Consider the following 14,368-nt stretch of genomic DNA (forward strand, 5'->3'; position numbering starts at 1 on the left):
AGGGGTCCAATCGAATGCACGCCAGCATCCTGAAATACTTCGTCTCGGTCGCTCGGTCCGGGTCCATTCGCAAGGCCTCCGAGGAGCTTCATGTCGCATCCTCGGCGGTCAGCCGGCAGATCAAGAAACTGGAGGACGAGCTTGGGATCGCGCTCTTCGAGCGGCTCTCGAATGGTCTGAGGCTGACTGTTGCCGGGGAAAACGTGCTGCGCCACGCCCGGGTGACGCTGGAAAATTTCGAACTGCTGCGCAGCGACCTCGGCGCCCTGCAGGGGAAAAAGACCGGTCGCGTGCAGATGTCCTGCCTCGATAGCCTGGCGATCCAATTCCTGCCGGACATGGTCAACGCGTTCCACAGTATCCATCCCGGCGTGAGCTTTCACATCCACACCGCCGGCCACGGCAATATCAGCAGCCTGGTCGCCGAGGGCGATGTCGATATGGGCCTGACCTTCGATCTGGCCCGGCCTGACGATACCGAGATGCTCTTTCGCGTGCCGATGCCGCTGATGGCCTTCGTCGGACGGGAACATCCGCTGGCCAAACAGCGGCAGGTTTCGCTTGCCGAATGCGCCCAGTACGACCTTCTCCTGCAACTCGACACGCAACCGATCCGCTCGCTCATCGAAATCGAACTCTCGGTCTTCGAGCGGACCGGGCGGCCTTTTGTTCTCTCGAACAGCCAGATGATGCTCAAACCTTTCATCCTGTCCGGTCAGGGCGTGGCTTTCTTCACGCCGATCGGTTTCCTCGCCGAGATCAGATCGGGCGATCTCGTCGCCATACCGCTTTCCGGCTCGCGCCTTCAGAACCTGCATGTCGGGATTCTGGTGCAGCGACGCCGGCAGCGCACGCATGCGGCGGAAGCCGTCATCGAATTTGTCGGCGCGGAACTGCAGAGGTTCAGCGTCCAGATCATGGAGGCGATCCATCCGTGAATACAGCATCCGTTCCCGGGCGACTTCTCTTGCGACCGGGCCACGAGGCCGCAGGGCGCACGCAAAATCTGTTGGATCATTTGCCTGAGGGCGCCTCATGGACGACGATCCCGGCCGGTGCTTTGCTTATGCCGCCGCCCGTCAACGCCCATGACCATGGTTATGGCATCCGCACGCTCGATTTTGGCAACGCGGACGATGCCCTGGAAGTGTGGATCCCGGGACTTCGGCTTCGACCGCGAACCGAGCCCTATCTGGAAGCGCTGGTGGCCTTCTCAAGGTTGGCGCAAACGGGCGTCGGCGCGACCATGCATTGCCATAATTCTTTGAACATCGACCGTCTCGTCGACGAGGCAGGCGCGGTCATGCGCGCGGCGTGCGACGCAGGCATTAGGCTTGCGCTTTCCTGCCCGCTTCTCGACAACGATCCGTGGGCCTATGACGGCGGGCCTCAGCGATTGCGGCCATATCTTGATCCGGCAGACTGGGACGATCTCAGCGGCTCGATCCCGAGCTATGCGTCGCCATCGGTGCAGATCTCGGCAGCCGACGCGGTCGCTGCGGCCAACACAAGTCCGTTGATCGATGTGCAGTATGGTCCGATCGGGCCGCAATGGTGTTCCAATACACTGCTCGAAGCGATCGCCGAGGCCTCTCACGCAACCGGCCGGCGCATTCACATGCATCTCCTTGAAAGCCCGAAGCAGAGGCAATGGCTGGATCGGCGCTTTCCGCAAGGGGTTGTCCGATACCTCGACGAGATCGGCTTCCTGTCGCCCCGCCTCGCCGTCGCCCACGGCGTCCAGCTGCGACCGGACGAGTTGGAGCTGCTGGCTGCGCGTGGCGTGCAGCTCGTTTCGAACCCGTCGGCGAATTTGCGCCTGCGTTCAGGCGTGGCGCCGGTCGCCACCATTCCGCCAAGCGGCCCCGCTTTCGCGTTCGGCCTCGACGGAACGGGCTTTGACGATGACCAGGATCTCTGGCGCGAATTGCGCCTTGCCCATCTGCTGCATGGCGGCCGCGACCTGACGCGAACCCTTACGGCGGGACGTGTCTTCGATGCCGCGATCCATGTCGGCGCCAAGGTGGTGAACGCCCCGGCGAACGAAGACCTGGTGCTCGTGGACTATGCTGCGCTGATTGCCGACAGCCTGATGGACGACCTGGATGAAGCGGAGGTGCTGCTTACCCGGATGACCGCCGCGCATGCAAAGGCGCTCTATGTCGGCGGACAGGAGATCCTGTGCGATGGACGGTTGACCCGGGTCGATTTCGAGGCTGCCCGGGCCGAACTCCTGCAGCAGGCGCGCGCTGACCTTCCGCGGCTGACCGCCGAGCGCGGACGCGTGACCAAACTGGCCGCGGCAACAAGGGCCTATTACGCCAGCTGGTGAGCGCGGCGACAAGGCGGTAGGCGTCACCCTCTGGTCTCCTATAGGGGGCGGACTTGCTAAGCGATCGCGGCTGCCTTCTCGAATGCGGCAACGAAAGGATGGTCCTGCGTCGTGGAGCACTCCTTGCTCCAGCCGCCGGGCGACCCCATCCCCGTGACATCGGACCCGAAGAACTCCTTGTTCACAGCGATGAAGTGGCGCTGGTTGTTTGGTATCTCCTGATCCCAGGCAATGGCATCGACGGGACAGATCGAAAGACAGAGCCCGCAATTTATGCATTCGTCGGGGTGGATGTAGAAGGTGCGGCCACCCTCGTAAATGCAGTCCACAGGGCAGGCGGCGGTGCAGTCGCCATCCTTCACGTCGATGCAGGGTTCGGTAATGACATAGGCCATCTTGCGGATCTCTGAAGAGTTGTTTGCACGGCCAATTATTCAGAGTTTCCCTTGCCGAAGAAGCACAGATATTCGCAAGGTCGATTGCCAAAAAGGCAACGTCCGGGGCCCGTTCTTTCGTGCTTGGGCCTGTCGCCATGGCGAAGTGCTGCACAAGCGCGAGCCGTGGAACGCGCGTGATCGCCCGAACGTAGAGAGAGCCGGCAATCCCGAATGCGAGCTCGGTTGAGAGGCGTCGGTGATCGCTGCGGCAGTTGTCGCGATCCGATCTCGTGGTGGCAACGGGACGAGAAGACAGTAGGCCAACGATTCCCGGGCGCGTTGATTGCGGCTATCAAAACCGAGAGAAAAAACGGACGACCTACTTTGGATTTGCCGATTTTTGTCAATTTTCAATTGACATTTGCAGCTTTCATTAAAGTATCAGTGGCGATAACTTTACAGACGCGCTACAATGTCAAACATGAGTGGACAAAGCGAGACAAAGCTAAAGCAGCTTCTCCAAGCCGTGCCACCTGGATTCCTGGTGGACACTGCGTGGATGGCTCGTCACGCCATCTCGCGACAATCGGTTTCGGGCTACGTCAAACGCGGTTGGTTGGAACCAGCATTGACGGGCCTCTATCGACGTCCATTTTCGCCAGACACGAACCCGGATGCCGTTACGGGATGGAAGATCCCTTTGCTTTCGGCCGTATGGCTGATGCGGCACAAATTCCACGTTGGCGGGGCAAGTGCTCTCTCCCTGCGGGGCCACAGTCACTATCTCTCGCTCAGCGGCGAGTTCGTTCTTTGCCTCTACGGCTCCGACATTCCGTTGTGGCTGTCGAAACTGCATACCGATGCGCGGATCCTGACCAGAAGCGCCAATTTGTTTGGAGACGCGGCCCTCGGCGTTGAACATTCTGATTTCAATCTATCGGACGATGCCGACGGCGAGCTCGCCCTGAGCCCGTGGCGCTGGCCGATCCCGATGTCGTCTCCTGAACGCGCGATCATCGAAATGCTCGATGAGCTGCCAAAGAGCGAAAGCTTCCACACCGTCGACATGGCGTTCGAGAGCCTGGCCAATCTGCGCCCGAAGCTGCTGACAAGACTTCTGGCGGAGTGCCGAAGTGTAAAGACCAAGCGCCTCTTCTTCGTTTATGCAGACAAGCACGGGCACGCCTGGCGCAGGCACATCGACATGTCGGCGATCGATCTCGGCACGGGCGACCGAGCACTCACCCCAGGTGGTCGGCTTCACCCGGCTTACCGAATCACCATTCCAGACGAGCTGATGCCAAAGGAGACGCCCCGTGGCGCGTGAGCAATATATGCGGCAAGTGGAACTCCTGGTGAAGACCCTTCCTTTCATTGCACGTCAGGAAACCTTTGCCCTTAAAGGTGGCACGGCGATCAACCTCTTCTACCGCGACATGCCGCGACTATCAGTCGATATTGATCTGACCTATCTCCCGATCGAGGATCGCGAGACGACGCTGAAAGGTATCGACACCACACTCGAGCAAATCCGCGACGACCTACTGCGAAACCTCCGGGGTGTCACGGTGCAGAGGATAGCCGGCGGAGGCAACAACGACACGCGCGTCCTCGTCCGGCAAGGAGGCGCCGAAATCAAGATCGAGACCTCGCCGGTCGCCAGAGGGACGGTCCACCCGCCTGAACTACGACGCGTGAGCGAAGCGGTCGAAGACGAATTCGGCTTTGCGGAAATGCAGGTCGTTTCGTTCGAGGACCTTTTCGGCGGCAAGCTGCATGCAGCTGTCGACCGCCAGCATCCACGTGACTTGTTCGACGTGAAGCTGCTGTACGAGAATGAAGGTCTGACAGATGCGTTGTTTCACACGTTCCTCGTTTATGTCGCAAGCTCCGGCCGACCGCCGCACGAATTGGTGCGTCCCTCGCTCGTGAAGCTCGACGAGGCTTTCGTAAAAGAGTTCGAGGGCATGACATCGGAAGCAGTCAGCCTTAACGAGTTGGAAGGGGTGAGGAACCGATTGGCCGGCGATATTCTCGCAAGGCTGGATGAAAAGGCCATGCGGTTCCTTCTAACGCTCCATGACGGCGAGCCCGATTTCGACGCGATCGGCCTTCCACAGGCAGCGGAGCTTCCGGCTGTCCGCTGGAAGGTCCTCAACCTCGTAAAGCTGAAGGAACAGAACCCCGCGAAACACCTCGAACAGCGCCGTGAAATACAGGGCATTCTTTCTTAAATCTGGCTCAGCGGTTCTGGGTATCTCACATCGCCGACATGCCTCACATGCCCAAGCCCAGTCCCTTCTTCAGCCCGCACGTGAGTTCATAGGCCCGGCTCAACTCCGCCCAGTGTGTCCTATTGACAAGGCTGGCGACGTCCTTGATGCGGTCGACTACGGCCGGATCTTTCAACCCCAGACGATCGAGCTCCTTCTTGAAACTTCGCGGATCCGAACTGCCAAGACGTCGCTCAAGAGCGCGGGCCAGGGCCTTGGCCTCTTCCAGCACCTGGCGGCCTTCCGGCGTGCCGGAGAGCTCCGCGAGCAATGGTGGCGGCGGAGAGAGTTTTTTGCCGACACCACTTCATCCAGGATCAACAGGACGGACGTCTGCTCCGCCGATGGGGCTATCGAACCCCAGCATGCCCAATGCCGCCTCGCGCCTCTACTGAACGGCAATCCGGATCGGCTTGCGTCGCGGCTGGCGGCCGCTCAAGTGGATCGCCACGACCGACAGCCATCTTTGTGATCACGGCTGCTCGTACACCTGGCCGATACTCCTCATTTTTGCCTTTCCGTTTCCCGGGACCGGCCGCCCGACCCTGCAGTTGGCAGTTTCGCAATAGGGTCTGCTGGGCGGAACCGTTCGCTCGCTGCTGCGTTGGGACTAGCCTTTGACGGCCACAAAAGTCGGAGGCTCGGGTGATGGCCCCGCTTGTGCCGCGTCGTAAGGCGCGCCGTTCGTACAGCGCCAACGGGCGCTCGGGTCTCCCAGTAACAGGAGTGAAAATCATGTCGATGCCTTCCAAACTTTTCGCAACGGTGGCCCTTCCAGTCTTCGCCGCATCATTCGTGATACAGCCGGCGCTGGCCGAGAGCCTGAGGGTGCCGTTCCAGGTCGCTCAGGAAGGCGTCGACCAGCAGTCGCCCGAGGATTTGCTGCTGCTCAAGAAGCGCAAGAAGCAGCAGGACGCGGGGGAAGGGCAGGTAGAACAGCAGCAACCGCAGGCCGAGGAGCCGCAGCGCCAGGCAGAAGAGCCGTCTCGCAAGAAGCGCAAGCAACAGGCTGAAGAACAGCAGCCCGGTACCGAGGAAAGCGCGCCACGGAAGGCTGAAGAACAACAGGCGCCCGAACGCAAGAAGCGCAAGCAGCAGGCAGAAGAACAGCAACCCGCCATAGAGGAAGGGGCTCCGCGGCAGGCTGAAGAGCAACAGGCGCCTCAGCGCAAGAAGCGCAAGCAGCAGGCGGAAGAACGGCAACCCGCCATAGAAGAAGGCGCGCCGCGACAGGCTGAAGAGCAACAGGCGCCTCAGCGCAAGAAGCGCAAGCAGCAGGCAGAAGAACAGCAACCCGCCATAGAGGAAGGCGCTCCGCGGCAGGCTGAGGAACAACAAGCACCTGAACGCAAGAAGCGCAAAGAGCAGGCAGAAGGACAGCAACCCGCTATAGATGAGAGCACTCCGCAGAACGCTGGGGAAGCGCAGGTACCGGTGCCCAAGAAGCGCAAGCAGCAAGCTGAACGTCAGCAGCCGGAAGAGCAAAAGCCGGCGCCACAGACCGGTGAGAGTGAGCCGCAGCCCGTTCCAGGGTCTGAACAGCCCGTGACGGCCGAACAGCGCCAGAGTGAGGAGCCTCAGGCCAAGCCTGCACCTGTTGTCGTCGACAAGCGCACGAAGGCAGACAAGCGAAAGATCGCCCAGGATCCGGCAGCGACCGACGAAACCATTGTGCTTCCGGTCGATAACGGCGCGGCCGTGCTCGACAGTGACAAGGACGCCGACAAGTCCGGCGGCAACCAGGGGCGCGAGGCTCGGCGCAAGCAGCGCGAAGAATTGCGCGTCCAGGGGAACATAGCGCCACCGACGGATGACGCCGCGGCCCAGGCTGAAATCCCGGCCGACGTGCGGCAGACGGCCGCGCAGAGGATCGAGGCCGGGATCAAGGAGGAAGGTCGACGCGTTGACGCGGTGCCAGCATTCGCGGTTCCGGACACGACGAACATCGTCAACAATACCGTCATCAACAACAGGACTGTCAACAGCACGACGAACAATGATGTGACCGAGGTGCGCGTCGTCGAGAGGCTCGACGATCGTGTCGTCCTTGGCGTCGGCGACCAGATCTTCGTGCGTGGCGACGATCGTCCGCGCCTGCGCCACGGCGCGCGGGAGGCGTACTACGACGAGCTTCCGCGCGGCCGCGTGCGTGAAACGATCGTGCGCCCGGGCGGCTACAGGATCGTCACCGTCTATGACCGTTACGGTGACGTCTTGCAGCGCTCGCGCGTCGACAGCGATGGCAACGAATATGTGTTGATGTACGCGCCGGACTATCAGGACGAAAGGCGCCCGGCGATCGTCGACGTCGGTTATGACCTGCCGCCGATGCGCCTGACGATCCCGGTCGATGACTACATCGTCGACTATTCGCAGGAGCCGGATCGAGATTACTACGCGTTTCTGTCCGAACCGCCGGTCGAGCGCGTGGAGCGTGTCTATTCCATCGATGAAGTCCGCAATTCCGCCCGTCTCCGTGACAAGGTCCGGCGCATCGATCTCGACACGATCCATTTCGAAACCGGCAGCGCCGAAGTGTCGATGTCACAGGCAAAGACGCTGCGAACGGTCGCCGACGCCATGCAGAAGGTGCTCGGCAAGGATCCCGGTGAAACCTTCTTCATCGAGGGGCACACGGACGCTGTCGGTTCCGACCGGTCGAACCTCGTCCTCTCCGACGAGCGTGCCGAGTCCGTCGCGGTCCTCCTGACGGAAGTCTACGGCATCCCGGCGGAGAACCTGGTGACGCAAGGCTACGGCGAGCGTTTCCTCAAGATCAGTACGCCCGAGCCGGCGGAAGAAAACCGCCGCGTGACCATCCGACGCGTGACGCCACTGGTACGCCCAGTCGCACAGCGATAACGCTCGCGACGTCCAGCCACCATGCGTTCGCGACGGCGCCCGGGAAGCTCAGCGTTGTTCGGTCAGATGACGTGGCGCCCTTAGACGAGAGCGGCGAAAACCGTCGCAGTCCTCGTGATCGAGGCTTATGGCATCGCGGCTTGAAACCTGCCGTTGCCATCCTATTGCGAGCGCTTCCTGAAAATCGGCGCACGGAAGATCCAAGGACGAGAACCGATGCCTAACATCGGCCGCGGCAGAGTGCGCCTAATTTGTAATTTCTTTCCAAAAAATATTGACATTTCAATATAAAATGGACAATTGAAGATAACAACAAATCGTCTGGATTTTGAGATGCTCGTCATTGTCGCTGATGATCTGACCGGCGCTCTGGATGCCGCGGCGCCCTTTGCCGCGAGGGGCTTTTATGTCGAAGTCGCTTTGGCGCCCGAAGCGATCGATGATGTCCTGAAAACGGGGCCGGACGTGGTTTCGGTCAATCTCGGATCGCGAGAACACAGCCCCGCATCCGCCAGGCAACGAACAGTTGCCACGCTCGCTGCGCTGCCTTCGGGTTCGCGCATCTTCAAGAAGGTCGACTCCCGTCTTAAGGGCAACATCGTCGCCGAACTCGACGCAATGTCTTTCGGATCGGCGCTCGTGGCGCCCGCCATCCCGGCCTTCGGTCGGGTTGTCATGTCCGGTAGCGTGCAAGGCTTTGGGGTAGATGCGCCCATCTCCGTTGCCGAGAAGCTCGGCCGGCATGCGGCCAAGGCCATCATCCCGGACGTATCCACTGAAGCCGAGATGCGCGCCTTGCTTGAGAATGCGGAAAGAAGTGGTACGGATCTGCTGATTGGAGCGCGCGGTCTGGCCGAGGCGCTTGCCGAACGGATGAGTGGCGGTCAAAAACCGCGGGCTGCCCAGGTGATTGGCGGTCGGGCTTTGTTCGTCATTGGGTCCCGAGACCCGATTACCCTTGCCCAGATCGACACGCTTCGCAACGACCTTGCCTTATCCTATTTGCCCGCGCCCAACGGGCGGCTTTCGGCCGCAGACGACACCGGCGGCGCAATCACGCTCGTTCAGGCGGTGCCGGGTGAAGGGGAGTTGACGCCGGAGGCCGTTTCCGAGGCGCTTGCCGAGAGCGTCTGTCCGGGCCTTGTCGAACGGGCAGGGACGCTGCTTCTGTCCGGCGGCGCAACTGCAGAGGCAGTTTTGAGGAAAATGGGCATCCAGCGTTTTCGCCTGCTGGGCGAGTGCCTGCCCGGCCTGGGCTTGGCTGAGGTCGATGGACGTTGCATCATTGCCAAGTCCGGCGGATTCGGCGCGCCGGATACGCTTAAGGAAATCGCGGAGGCTGTCCTTCGCAAGATGGGATGACGGATGGGACTGGAGAACGGAACAGCACGCAAGAGCCTCGGCGATCTCGTCTTTGAGCGCATGCACCGTGCGATCAAGTCCGGCGCCTACAAGCCGGACGAGCGCTTGCCGACCGAGCACGAACTGGCAAGTGAATTCGAGGTTTCCCGTCCGATCATTCGAGAGGCGTTGCGCCGGCTGCGCGAGCAGGGTTTCATCTATTCACGCCGCGGCGCCGGCAGTTTCGTTCGTGCTGTCGGCATGCGTGAGCCGCTGGGCTTCGGACAACTGGAAAACGTCGCCGATCTTCTGAACTGCTACGAGTTCCGATTGACGGTCGAGCCGGCTGCCGCGCAGGCTGCTGCCGAGCGGCATGACGCGGCCAGCTTGTCCGCCATCCGCCAGGCGTTGGAACTGATGCGGGACGCCACCAACCGGCAATCGCACCGGGAGGATGCGGACTTCCAGTTCCATCTTGCGATCGCACGTGCGGCCCAGAACAGCTATTTTTTCACGGCAATGGAAGCGCTCAAGGATCACATCGCGGTCGGGATGCGGTTTCATGGCGCCTCGGTCAAACGGGAGACGACCGGGCTGACGCGCGTTTTCGGGGAGCACGAAGCGATCGCGGAAGCGATTGCCGCGCGTGAAGGCGTAAAGGCGAGACAACTCATGCATGACCACCTTTCCGGATCCCGCGAACGTCTGTTCCAAGCGACCAAGTAATCGACAAAGCAAAAACCCCGGCAGACGCCGGGGTTTTGTTTTTTGCATGGTCTATGGATCAAAAGGCTGCCTTGTAGACGGCAAGCACGTCCTCCACACTCATATCGCTCGGGTTGTTGTCCATGAGCCTTCGGTTGGCATGGGCCTCGCTTGCATAAAGCGGCAAGTCGTCGGCACTTGCGCCGTGAGCGGCAAGCGACATCTCGATGCCGAGATCACGGCAGAAGCCACGGGCAGCGCCCAGGAGTTCCTGGGAGGAGAGATCTTCGCCGAGACCGAGCGCCTTTGCGACTTCTGCCGTCTTGGCCGCGGCAACCGGTTGGTTGAAGGCGAGCACATGCGGAAAGATGATGGCGTTTGCCAATCCGTGGGGCAGGCGAAGCCGCGTTCCGAGCGGATAGGCGATGGCATGGCCAGCCGCGGTATTGACCGGCCCAAGGCAGATGCCGCCGTAGTAGGAAGCAAGCATCATCCCTTCTCGCGCCTCGGTATCGGCTCCATCCCTGACTGCGCGGGCGAGATGTTTGCCCACGAGCTTGAAGCCCATTCGGGCAAAGCCGTCGATCATCGGATGGGCGCGGCGATTGGTGAAGGCTTCCACGCAATGGGCCATGGCGTCGACGCCGGTGGCGGCGGTTACCGCCGGCGGCACGGAATAGGTGAGTTCCGGATCGAGAACAGCCAGGTCGGCAATCATGTGCGCGCTTTCGACCGCGATCTTGTTTCCCTTGGCCGGGTCGGTGATGAGCGAGCGGATCCCGGCTTCCGAGCCGGTGCCGGCGGTCGTTGCGACCTGAGCCAGGCGGGTGTTGCGGCCGAGTACGCGGTTTGGCCCGGCGACATCGGCAAGCGTCTGCTCGGAGTCCCAAAGCACGGCGACAAGCTTGGCGACGTCGAGCACCGATCCGCCCCCAAGGCCGACGATGAGGTCCGGGCTGTTTTGGCGCGCGAAGTCGAGTGCGGCATCGAGCGTGTCGACATCGGGTTCGCCCGGGATGGCGTCGAACACCGCAACGCGGCCGGAAAGCTTCAGGCGGTCGACGAAGCCTGCGGTGATCGGCGTGGCGATGACGAGCACTGAACGGGCATCGGCCGCCCAGGCGCCGACCTCTGCGATTGTGCCGGCGCCGACGGCGAGGCGGCGCGGCTGATAAAGGGTGATGGGAGCGATGGTCATGGTGTCATCCTCGCTTGGCGTCGCCTGCCACCAACTTGCGGGCATAGGCGATGGCGGAGTTCATGTTGCCGTGGTTGGCGATCCCCTTGCCGGCGATGTCGAAGGCCGTGCCGTGATCGACCGAGGTTCGGTCGATCGGCAGGTCCACCGAGACGTTCACGGCGGTGTCGAAGGCGACAAGCTTCACGGGGATGTGCCCTTGGTCGTGATACTGCGCGACCACGAGGTCGAAGGCGCCCGAATAGGCGCGATGGAACACCGTATCTGCTGAAATCGGCCCGTAGGCATCGATGCCTTCCGCGCGTGCTTGCGCAACGGCCGGCACGATCTGGTCGTCATCCTCGGTGCCGAACAGGCCATTTTCGCCGCAGTGGGGATTGATGCCGGCGACCGCGATTTTGGGCGCTACGTAGCCGATACGCTTCAAGTGAGCGTCGCCGGCGCGGATCGTGGCGAGCACCCGTTCGGTCGTCGAGCGTCGGATCGCCTCCTGCAGCGCCACGTGGGTGGAAACGTGGATAACCTTGAGGCGCTCGGAGGCAAGCAGCATGTAGGCGGCCTTGGAGCCCGTGAGGCTGCGCAGCATTCCGGTGTGGCCGTCATAGTGGTGACCAGCAAGGTTCAGCGCTTCCTTGTTGATGGGCGCCGTGACGATGCAACCGATCACACCGGCTTCTGCGTCGCGCACTGCCTTTTCGATGAAGCGAAAGGCCGCGTCGCCGGCGACAGGGTTCAGCTGTCCCCAGGCAAGCGGCGCACCTTCAATCGGCAGATCGACGACATGTCCGGTGAGATCAACCTCAAGGCCGAGAGCGGCGCGGGCCGCTTCGAGCGTCGCGAGATTGCCGTAGATCCGGACCGTATCGCGTTCTTGCGGCGACATGTCGGCCAGCGCGCGCACCGAAATCTCGGGGCCGACGCCGCACGGGTCGCCCATGGTTATGCCGATGATATTGCTCATGAAGGTCTCCGTTGGTCAGCGTGGTCCCAGCCAGGGGCCAGGCGGACATATTTGATGGCGCGCCGGTGGTAGGTGTAGGCAAGGTGCATGGCGCCGTCCGGCCCCTCCAGCAGCCAGGGATAGGACATCTCCTTGTTGCGGCCGTCGGTCGAGTCATTGGAAAGGCATGTCCCGGGGCCGTCCTCGATCAGCAGGCGCACGGGAAATGTCTTGCCGCCATCTTGAGAGAGGCAAAGAGAGACTGGCGCGCGCCGGACACCCCAGATCGGAACGCAACCGCCCGTGGGGTCGGCGTCCGGGCGGTTGTCGTCCTCGCCGAGCTCGTCATAAAGCGACGTGCGTCGTTCGGCGGTGTCGGCCGCGCTTACGGGGTTGCAGATCATCGCGATCCGGCCGTCTTTCAGACTGAGAGCGGCGATCGAGGAATTGTTGTTCGGGATGTCACTGGCCTCGGGCCTGGACCAGGAGCGGCCCTCATCGAGGCTCTCGGTCCTGTAGACCCAGTCGGCCTGCCGCCGGCGGAAAAAGGCAGCAAGATGGCCTTCGCCAAGCGACACCGGCGACATGTGCACGCAGCCAATGGACTGATCCAGTTCTTCCAGTTGCCAGGTCTCGCCCTGATTAAGCGAAATGCCGACGGCTGCCGTATCATGGCTGCCGTTCCACTTCTGCCCGGGGCGCTGAACGCAGCGAAAGATCGGCAGCAGCCACGCGCCGTCACCGCGCACCACGAGCGGCGCGCGGATGAAGCAGCCACGGGGAAGGTCCAGGTAACGGCCTTCGCTGGTCGTTAGTACCAGCGGATCGGAAGCATCGCGGCGGACCTCAGCCATCCGGATCCGGCACTCGTCCTGATTGCCTGAGGGTTGGGAGGTGTGAAAGAGCCACAGCCTGGCATCGGGCGCAGTGAAGAGCACCGGGTTTTGCTCCGAATGCGCGGCATCGAAGCTCAGGCGCTGCGGCGGTCCCCATTGCGTCGCCCCCTTGGGCAGCACCGAAGCAAAGATGGAAATGTCCGATTTGCCCTCGAGCGTGCCGCCGAACCAGGCACAGGCGAGCGCGCCGTCTGAAAGCAGATGCAGGAAGGCTGCATGGTTCTGGATCATCGGCGACGGCAACAGCGCTTCCATACGCTCGGGCGACACGGTTTGAAGCAGGCCATTCATGCTGCGGGCGATTTCTTCAGGGTCCATGAGTTCCTCCTGTGTGCTTCGAAAATCACCCAATTTTCAAAGTTGTCAAGTTTGATAAAGTTACAAATAGACATGTGCCCGTTTACTATGACGCATAACACACTGATTTTACTGAAATATTTATTGTGATCATTTCGATACAAAATTTACATCGCGAATTAATTTGACAAACTTTGGTGAAAGGTGGATGGTCTGAACAAGCCGGCAAGAGGATGCCGGGAGGAGGTCTGATGCTGGAAGCCAGCCCGAAGGGGGCTAAGATGGCGGTCATGTTCGCGGTTGGTGCAGCGATCCTTGCTGCCGCCGACGCGGTGATCGTGCGGGCGCTGAACGGCGCCGTGCATCCTTTCGTCATCGGCTTCTTCCGCGCGTTCTTCGGCGCGCTCATCCTTCTGCCCTTTGTTGCCCTGCGCCCATCGGTGCTCAAGTCGAGCCACCCCTTGCGTCAGCATGCGGTCCGTGCCGGCTTCAAGCTGCTCGCCATGGTCGCCTTCTTCGCTGCCTTCAGCTGGGGGCCGCTTGCTGACGTGACGGCCATCGCTTTCATGTCGCCGATCTTCCTTTTGCTCGGTGCCGCACTGGCGCTGGGCGAAAGGCCTGGCCCGGCTATGATCGGTGCGGTGGTGCTCGGTTTTGGCGGCGCGATGCTGATCATCGGCCCCTCGGGAACCGGCTTCAGTCTCGCCATCCTTCTCGCCCTCACTGGCGCGGTGCTCCAGTCGACCATTCAGTTGATCCTGAAGTCCATGTCGAAGGGCGATAAGACCTCAACGCTGGTCGTCTGGAATCTCCTTTTGACCGTTCCGATCGCGCTTCTTTTCGCCTTGCCGTTCTGGACCATGCCTGGGGCGAGGGAGATGACGCTTCTGGCGCTGCAGGGTGTCGTGGGAACTGCCTGCATGGGTATGATGACCCATGCTTTTTCACTCGCGCCCGCCACGATCGTCGCGCCGGTCGATTTTTTGCGCTTGCCGCTCGTGGCGCTCGGCGGCTTCGCGCTTTTTGGCGAACAGATCGCCCTCACCACCCTTTGCGGCGGCGGGCTCATCGGTTGCGCGGCGCTAATTGCCGCGCGATCCGGAAAAGCAACATCCAGCTGAACGAATTTCACTAGGGAGGAAATGCC

13 protein-coding genes are annotated in these 14,368 nt (G+C 61.6%); 8 read left to right on the forward strand and 5 right to left on the reverse strand.

Annotation, left to right across the window (positions count from 1 at the left end; translation table 11 throughout):
- Nucleotides 1-14: 14 nt before the first annotated feature.
- Both IB262_RS23420 and IB262_RS23425 read left to right on the forward strand, forming a co-directional pair.
- Complete coding sequence (locus IB262_RS23420) at nucleotides 15-938, forward strand: LysR family transcriptional regulator (RefSeq protein WP_192493862.1); 924 nt, start codon at nucleotides 15-17, stop codon at nucleotides 936-938.
- A gap of 128 nt (nucleotides 939-1,066) precedes the next feature.
- The gene (locus IB262_RS23425) at nucleotides 1,067-2,332 is read left to right on the forward strand and encodes an amidohydrolase family protein (protein WP_192439354.1); all 1,266 of its coding nucleotides are present in this window, start codon (nucleotides 1,067-1,069) and stop codon (nucleotides 2,330-2,332) included.
- A gap of 56 nt (nucleotides 2,333-2,388) precedes the next feature.
- Here IB262_RS23425 and fdxA read toward each other — a convergent pair whose 3' ends face one another.
- The gene (gene fdxA, locus IB262_RS23430; protein WP_034796100.1) at nucleotides 2,389-2,727 is read right to left on the reverse strand and encodes a ferredoxin; all 339 of its coding nucleotides are present in this window, start codon (nucleotides 2,725-2,727) and stop codon (nucleotides 2,389-2,391) included.
- Between the two features lie 463 nt (nucleotides 2,728-3,190).
- Here fdxA and IB262_RS23435 point away from each other — a divergent pair, with 463 nt between their 5' ends.
- The gene (locus tag IB262_RS23435; RefSeq protein ID WP_090426908.1) at nucleotides 3,191-4,036 is read left to right on the forward strand and encodes a type IV toxin-antitoxin system AbiEi family antitoxin domain-containing protein; all 846 of its coding nucleotides are present in this window, start codon (nucleotides 3,191-3,193) and stop codon (nucleotides 4,034-4,036) included.
- Entirely contained in the window at nucleotides 4,026-4,943 is a 918-nt protein-coding gene (locus IB262_RS23440; RefSeq protein WP_090426905.1) for a nucleotidyl transferase AbiEii/AbiGii toxin family protein, read from the forward strand. Before IB262_RS23435 ends, IB262_RS23440 begins: the two co-directional genes overlap by 11 nt.
- A 43-nt stretch (nucleotides 4,944-4,986) precedes the next feature.
- Here the strand turns inward: IB262_RS23440 and IB262_RS23445 are convergent, their stop codons facing one another.
- Nucleotides 4,987-5,253 (reverse strand): hypothetical protein, encoded by a 267-nt coding sequence (locus tag IB262_RS23445; protein ID WP_246802698.1) that lies wholly within the window; start codon nucleotides 5,251-5,253, stop codon nucleotides 4,987-4,989.
- Nucleotides 5,254-5,717: 464 nt separating this feature from the next.
- On the opposite strand from IB262_RS23445, the gene IB262_RS23450 reads away from it, so the two are divergent.
- The 3 genes from IB262_RS23450 (at nucleotide 5,718) to IB262_RS23460 (ending at nucleotide 9,911) form a co-directional block, all read left to right on the forward strand.
- Complete coding sequence (locus IB262_RS23450; RefSeq protein WP_192493863.1) at nucleotides 5,718-7,844, forward strand: OmpA family protein; 2,127 nt, start codon at nucleotides 5,718-5,720, stop codon at nucleotides 7,842-7,844.
- A 333-nt stretch (nucleotides 7,845-8,177) separates the two neighbouring features.
- Nucleotides 8,178-9,206: a four-carbon acid sugar kinase family protein gene (locus IB262_RS23455; protein WP_192493864.1), complete on the forward strand. Its 1,029-nt coding sequence runs from the start codon at nucleotides 8,178-8,180 to the stop codon at nucleotides 9,204-9,206.
- A gap of 3 nt (nucleotides 9,207-9,209) precedes the next feature.
- A complete protein-coding gene (locus IB262_RS23460) occupies nucleotides 9,210-9,911 on the forward strand; it encodes a FadR/GntR family transcriptional regulator (protein ID WP_034796126.1) in 702 nt (233 codons plus the stop codon).
- A 58-nt stretch (nucleotides 9,912-9,969) separates the two neighbouring features.
- On the opposite strand, the gene IB262_RS23465 is transcribed toward IB262_RS23460, so the two are convergent.
- From IB262_RS23465 to IB262_RS23475, 3 genes are read right to left on the reverse strand one after another with little or no spacing between them, the layout of a single operon-like run.
- Nucleotides 9,970-11,088, reverse strand: a complete 1,119-nt coding sequence (locus tag IB262_RS23465; RefSeq protein WP_089046184.1) for an iron-containing alcohol dehydrogenase — start codon at nucleotides 11,086-11,088, stop codon at nucleotides 9,970-9,972.
- 4 nt (nucleotides 11,089-11,092) lie between these two features.
- Nucleotides 11,093-12,049, reverse strand: a complete 957-nt coding sequence (pdxA, locus tag IB262_RS23470; protein ID WP_060518067.1) for a 4-hydroxythreonine-4-phosphate dehydrogenase PdxA — start codon at nucleotides 12,047-12,049, stop codon at nucleotides 11,093-11,095.
- Nucleotides 12,046-13,242, reverse strand: coding sequence for an exo-alpha-sialidase (locus tag IB262_RS23475; protein ID WP_192493865.1), 1,197 nt, complete (start codon nucleotides 13,240-13,242; stop codon nucleotides 12,046-12,048). Before IB262_RS23475 ends, pdxA begins: the two co-directional genes overlap by 4 nt.
- Before the next feature lie 230 nt (nucleotides 13,243-13,472).
- On the opposite strand from IB262_RS23475, the gene IB262_RS23480 reads away from it, so the two are divergent.
- On the forward strand, nucleotides 13,473-14,342 hold the full coding sequence (locus IB262_RS23480) for a DMT family transporter (protein WP_063894913.1): 870 nt from the start codon (nucleotides 13,473-13,475) through the stop codon (nucleotides 14,340-14,342).
- The last annotated feature ends 26 nt before the right edge of the window (nucleotides 14,343-14,368 follow it).

Source organism: Ensifer sp. ENS02 (assembly GCF_014851885.1).
Lineage (GTDB): Bacteria > Pseudomonadota > Alphaproteobacteria > Rhizobiales > Rhizobiaceae > Ensifer > Ensifer adhaerens.

Bases quoted from the DNA above. Each gene is read 5' to 3' on its own strand.
- IB262_RS23450 (WP_192493863.1), top strand. From the start codon at position 5,718: ATGTCGATGCCTTCCAAACTTTTCGCAACGGTGGCCCTTCCAGTCTTC.
- IB262_RS23425 (WP_192439354.1), top strand. From the start codon at position 1,067: ATGCCGCCGCCCGTCAACGCCCATGACCATGGTTATGGCATCCGCACG.
- IB262_RS23420 (WP_192493862.1), top strand. From the start codon at position 15: ATGCACGCCAGCATCCTGAAATACTTCGTCTCGGTCGCTCGGTCCGGG.
- IB262_RS23460 (WP_034796126.1), top strand. From the start codon at position 9,210: ATGGGACTGGAGAACGGAACAGCACGCAAGAGCCTCGGCGATCTCGTC.
- IB262_RS23475 (WP_192493865.1), bottom strand. From the start codon at position 13,242: ATGGACCCTGAAGAAATCGCCCGCAGCATGAATGGCCTGCTTCAAACC.
- IB262_RS23435 (WP_090426908.1), top strand. From the start codon at position 3,191: ATGAGTGGACAAAGCGAGACAAAGCTAAAGCAGCTTCTCCAAGCCGTG.
- pdxA (WP_060518067.1), bottom strand. From the start codon at position 12,049: ATGAGCAATATCATCGGCATAACCATGGGCGACCCGTGCGGCGTCGGC.
- fdxA (WP_034796100.1), bottom strand. From the start codon at position 2,727: ATGGCCTATGTCATTACCGAACCCTGCATCGACGTGAAGGATGGCGAC.
- IB262_RS23480 (WP_063894913.1), top strand. From the start codon at position 13,473: ATGCTGGAAGCCAGCCCGAAGGGGGCTAAGATGGCGGTCATGTTCGCG.
- IB262_RS23465 (WP_089046184.1), bottom strand. From the start codon at position 11,088: ATGACCATCGCTCCCATCACCCTTTATCAGCCGCGCCGCCTCGCCGTC.
- IB262_RS23455 (WP_192493864.1), top strand. From the start codon at position 8,178: ATGCTCGTCATTGTCGCTGATGATCTGACCGGCGCTCTGGATGCCGCG.